Source organism: Actinomadura sp. NPDC048032 (assembly GCF_040653175.1).
In the GTDB taxonomy this organism is placed as follows: Bacteria; Actinomycetota; Actinomycetes; order Streptosporangiales; family Streptosporangiaceae; genus Spirillospora; species Spirillospora verrucosospora.
In genome coordinates this window covers 1-5,117 of record NZ_JBEZJP010000515.1, presented here as the reverse complement: position 1 = coordinate 5,117, position 5,117 = coordinate 1, and the positions used below count along the sequence as shown (strand labels likewise).

4 protein-coding genes are annotated in these 5,117 nt (G+C 75.3%); all 4 read left to right on the top strand.

Going from position 1 to position 5,117, the window contains the following annotated elements; all coding sequences use genetic code 11:
• Positions 1–554, top strand: a 554-nt coding sequence (locus tag AB0C69_RS37795; RefSeq protein WP_360360626.1) for a hypothetical protein, incomplete at its 5' end; no start/stop codon positions are given.
• Positions 551–1,858 carry a hypothetical protein gene (locus AB0C69_RS37790; protein ID WP_360360623.1) on the top strand — a complete coding sequence of 436 codons (1,308 nt, stop codon included), beginning with the start codon at positions 551–553 and terminating at the stop codon, positions 1,856–1,858. The genes AB0C69_RS37795 and AB0C69_RS37790, both read left to right, overlap by 4 nt.
• Positions 1,848–3,071: a hypothetical protein gene (locus AB0C69_RS37785; protein ID WP_360360620.1), complete on the top strand. Its 1,224-nt coding sequence runs from the start codon at positions 1,848–1,850 to the stop codon at positions 3,069–3,071. The genes AB0C69_RS37790 and AB0C69_RS37785 overlap by 11 nt, the downstream gene beginning before the upstream one ends.
• A 77-nt stretch (positions 3,072–3,148) precedes the next feature.
• Positions 3,149–4,999, top strand: coding sequence for a heparinase II/III family protein (locus AB0C69_RS37780; protein WP_360360618.1), 1,851 nt, complete (start codon positions 3,149–3,151; stop codon positions 4,997–4,999).
• Positions 5,000–5,117: the final 118 nt, after the last annotated feature.

The following is a 5,117-nucleotide window of genomic DNA, read 5'->3' as shown; positions in this document are numbered from 1 at the left end:
GGCGCCGGAGCGCAGCAGCTTGCGTCAAACCGAAAAGACTCATGGGGCTCTGCCCCACACCCCAGACCTCGGGCCTCGGCCCGCAGAACGCGACCGAGTCCTTCGCGGCTCTGCTGCGCGACCGGCTCCGTAAGGACGGCGTCTACATCGAGGTCCCCCCGTCCGGCGGCAGCGGCGAGATCCGCCAGTTCGGCGACGTCCGCGGGCTCCCGATCGAGGACGCCTGGTCGGCCGCGAACTCCGAGACCCCCTACGACGCGGGCGCCGCGCGGGTGGTCGCGCTGTTCGTGGACATCGCCCTGTCGGGGCACGCCAGGGAGCGCCGCGACCATCCGCGGCCGCGGCCGAAGTCGAAGGTCCGCGAGGCCCTCGACGCCGACGACGCGGCCGACCGGCGGGCGTCCCGCATCGAGTGGAGCGTGTTCGGCGGCGGCGCGGCGCTGAGCGGGGCCTCGATCCTCGGCCTGCTGGTCGCCCGCCGCGTCCTGGCGGCGCGGCGGGCGCGGCGGCCGGGACGATCGCCGAAGAAGAACACCGGGAAGGCACGCAGATGAGGCGGCTTCCGGCGGTGCTCGCCGCCCTCACACTCGCCCTCGCCGCGCTCGCGGCGCTCCCCGGCGCCGCCGCGGCCGACGAGCCGCCCCCGTACGCCTACCACCGGCTCGACCGGGTGGGCGCCGCGCTGGCCAGGGACCCGCTGTTCGTCGACCCGGACCTCGCGCAGGCGCTCGGCGCGTCCGACCGCGCCCGCCTCCGCGCGGTCCTCGCCGGGACGGCGAAGCGGCTCGGCACGCCGGCGTACGTCGTCGTGATCCCCAACCCGAGCGAGTCGGAGTCGCAGGGCCGCGACGACGCGTTCCTGTTCATGCTGCACGACCGCTCGCGCCGCGACGGCCTCTACGTGATGGCCGACGGGCACGGGAATCTGGAGTCCGAGGCGTTCAACGTCCCGCGCCGGGGCCTGTCCGCGTTGGATGAACTGGACGAGGAGGACGCGCCGGGCGCCGCGAGACCCGCCGACTCCGAGCGCCCGTTCGACGGGCTCGCCGACCGGATCGTCCGGCGGCTCGACGGCTACGCGGCGGCGCCCTCGGCGTCCCCCACCATGCCGCGGCTGTACTCCAGTCCGGACCCGTTCGGGCAGGAGAACACGCTGACGCCCGACGAACCGGAGATCAAGGCGCCGCTGCTGACCGGGCTCCTGCTCGCCGGGCCCGCGGCGGCCGCGGTCCTGTACTGGCTGGGCCTCGGCGTCCTGGCCCTGCGCAGGGGCGGGCTGTCGCGCTCCCCGAACCGGCCGAGGACCCGCCGGCACGACCGGGCGCGCACCAGGCCGAGCATCCGCTGGCTGCGCCGGCACGGCGCCAAGGACCTGGAGAGGCTTCGCCGCCTGCTCACCACGGCCGACAGCGAGCGGGGACGCGCCTACGCCGTGTCCGCCTACGACGCCGCGCAGATCCTCTACGACGACGCCAAGGATGACGAGGGCAAGGCGATCGACCTCGTCGGCGCGATCGTGCTGGCCCGCCAGGGATGCGTCGCCCTGACCCGCGACATCGACTCCCCGCCGTCCCCGTGCCTGGTCAACCCGCTGCACGGCAGCTCGGTCGTGCGCAAGCGCGTCCGGAAGCTGGAGAAGGACCACGGCGGCGCCCTGCCGAGGCAGTGCCCGCTCTGCGCTAACTGCCGGGATCTCGACAAGAGGCAGGCGCTCGACGAGCGGCGCCTCCTGCAGATCCCAGGGCCGGACGGCCACCGCCCGCACACCCTCGTCCCGGGCGTGTGGCGCGACGCGGCGTGGGGCGCCCACGGCAAGACCTTCCTCCCCCGCGTGATGAGGTACCTCGGTGTTGACTGAACCGTCCCCCGGCGAGCGGCTGGCCGCCGCCCTGCGCCGCTCCCCCGTCTACGTCGACCCGTCCCTGGCGCCGGCGCTCCCCGCGGCGGCCCGCCGCGAGCTCATCGCCAAGCTCCGCAAGGCCCCCGCGCCGGTCTTCGTCGTGCTGGTCCCCATCGTCAAGGGCGGCACGTGGACGGACGGCGAGCAGCTCGCGACCGTCGTGCACGACCGCCTCGGCCGCGACGGGATCTTCATCACCTTCGACGACGACTCCCAGGACCTGAGGGCGCGCGAGTGGGGCGGCGACCACCGGGCCGACCGCGCCGCCTGGGCCGTCGCCCTGGACCGCGCCATGGACGACGCGCCGCTCGCCGCCCGGCTGTCGCGCGTCGCCGACCTGATCGTCTCCGGGACCGGCCAGCAGGAGTACGACCGGGTCTCCGCCGAGATCGACAAGCGCTACAAGGCCCGGCACGGCACCGCGCCGGGCGAACGCGGCGCGGACGGGAACGAGGCGGACGGGGGCGGGCTCGCGCTCCCCCTCGGCGCCGGCGCGGCGGCCGCGGCGGCGGCCGGGGTCGCCGGGTTCCTGCTGTGGCGGCGGCGCCGGATGGCCTCCGTCCGCCGCGAGGGGGAAGGGCTGCTGATGCCCCGCACCGTGTTCGCCACGGCGCACCGCGCCACCGAGGACCAGCTCCGCGAGCAGGCGTCCCGCGAGGTCATCGCGTTCGGGGAGCTGCTGGACGACAGCACCGTCCCGACCTCCGGCGAGCGGGCCCGCGCCCTGGTGGCCCGCGCCCTGGACGCCTACCAGGCCGCGGGGAAGACCCTCGACGCGGCGCGGGGCGTCCCCGACCTCGCCGGTGTCCTGGTCCTCCTCGACCAGGGCCGCGACGCCCTGGCCTCCGCGCAGGCGGTCGCCAAGGGCCGGTCGGAGATCCCGCCCGTCCCGCTGTGCTTCTTCAACCCGCTCCACGGCGACGCGACCAGCGAACTCGACTGGCGGCCCGTCGGCTCCCGCAGGCGGCTGAGCGTCCGGACCTGCCGCGCGTGCGCCCGCGCGGCCCGCGACAAGCGCGCCCCCGAGGTCCTCACCGACCGCCGCGACGGCCGGGAGGTCCCCTACTACGAGGCCGACCCGTCCGGCAGCGTGTGGGCCGAGACCGGCTACGGCCAGCTCCGCGACGACCTCATCGAGCGCGTGCTGCGGGGCGACAACAAACCGCGCTGACCGCACGCCCCGATTGTTTACCGTCCCTTCACCGGCGGCCGTCCGGCGGCAGCCCACTTCGCGTGTGTGGTGGGACTGTGGCCCATCGATCGGGGAGAGGCGCCCGCGGGGCGGGGTGCGCCGCGCTCCTGCTGTCGCTGTCGTGCGGCTGCCACGGCGGCGTCCCGTCCGCCGCACGCGTGACCGCGCGTGCCGCGGCGCGGGCGGTCTGCCTCGGCTACAACGGCCTGGACAGGGTCAACCCGGCGGCGCAGGTGCGCGCGGGCCGGTTCGCCACTCCGAAGGTCGCCCCCGTCCGCGTCGCCGACGGGACGGACGTGGACTGGGGCCTGGCCCCGGACGGCAACCGGTCGTGGCAGCTCTGGTTCCATTCCCTCGAATGGCTCGGCGGCCTCATCAGGGAGTACGAGCGGACCGGTGACCGCGCCGCGCTGCGAACGGCCGCGGGCGTCGCCCGGGACTGGCTCGCCGACAACGCCCGCCCCGAGCGGTTCTCCGGGCGCCGGCGCGAGGCGATCGACCAGGCCGCCAAGTTCCGCCTCGCCACCCTCGTCTGCCTCCGCAGGCACCTGGCCGGACGGTGGCTGGACGAGGCCATCGCGGCCCACGCGCGGTGGCTGGCCCGCCCGGAGCACTACTCGGGGCCCTGGAACCACGGGACCGACGAGTCGATGACGCTCATGACGGCGGGCTGCGGCATCGGCCGGGCGGACCTCGCGGAGCTCGGCCACCGGCACCTGCTCGACGCGGTCCTCGCCCCGCCCGGCGGCGCGCGGCCGGCCGTCGACGACGAGGGCGCCGGGAACGAGCAGTCCGCGCGCTACACCGTCTACAACCGGAGCCGGTGGCGGCTCGCCTTCCGGGTGATGCGCGAGTGCGGCCGTCCCGTCCCCGCCGAACTCCTCCGCCGGCACAAGCTGATGGACGAGTTCATCGCCTTCCAGACCACACCCGGTGGCGACCTGCTCCAGATCGGCGAGTCGGACGCGTCCAGAGCCTCCGACATCGACTCGCCCGGAACGGGCCCGCTCAGATACGTCGCGACGCAGGGCGCGGAAGGCGTCCCGCCGAAGGAGAGGGCGCGCGTCTACCGCGCCGGGTACGTGGTGGGCAGGTCCGGCTGGGGCCGGGACGGCCGCTCCTTCGCCGAGGAGACGGCCTACACGGCGCGCTTCGGACCGGGCCGGTACGCGCACGGGCAGAACGACCACATGGCGCTCACCTTCCATGCGCTCGGCCGCGACATCCTCGTTCCGAGCGGCCACATCGGCTACAGCGACACGACCTGGCGCAGGTGGCTGGCCTCGCCGGAGGCGCACAACACGCTCGTGGTGCGGGGCGCGCCGTTCCGCGAGAACGAGGAGACGGCGCTGGTCGCGCACGAGTTCCGGCGCGGCGCCGACACGTTCCGGTTCTCCGACACCGCCTTCGCCGGGACGGCCCGCTTCCGCACGGTGCTCGCGGCCTCCGATCCCGACGCCGTCGCCGTGCTGGACGAAGTGCGCTCCGCCGCCCCCCGCTCCGTCGAGCAGCTCTGGCACCTGCCCGCGGCGTTCACCGCCGCTCCGGCCGGGACCGGCGCCGTCGCCACCGCGGGCCCCGTCCGCGTCCACTTCATCCGGTTACCGCTCCCCGGCACCACAGGCGGACCCGCCACGGTCACCCGAGGCGCCCTGGACCCGCCGCAAGGCTGGATCGCCCCTTCCACCCGCAAAAGACTCCCCGCCCCGGTGGTCTCCTTCACCGCACGTGGCGGAACCCCACCGGCCCGCCTACTAACCCTGATCGCCCCCGTCCGCGGTGAAGGACCCCCGAGAATCCAGACCCGCACACTCCCGGACGGAACACTCCACGTAGAGGCGACCTTCTCCGCCCACAACCTGACCTTCGAGGCCACCCCCGACGGCGCCCTCCACCGCCTCCCCTGACCAGCGTCCACGTTCAGCGCTCTCAGACGTGCCACGCCATGACGCTCTTGGAGTAGACCTGAGCGAGGCCGCGGGTCGGGCGGCCGGAAGGCGCTCTAGCGCCTGGAGGTCGCACGAC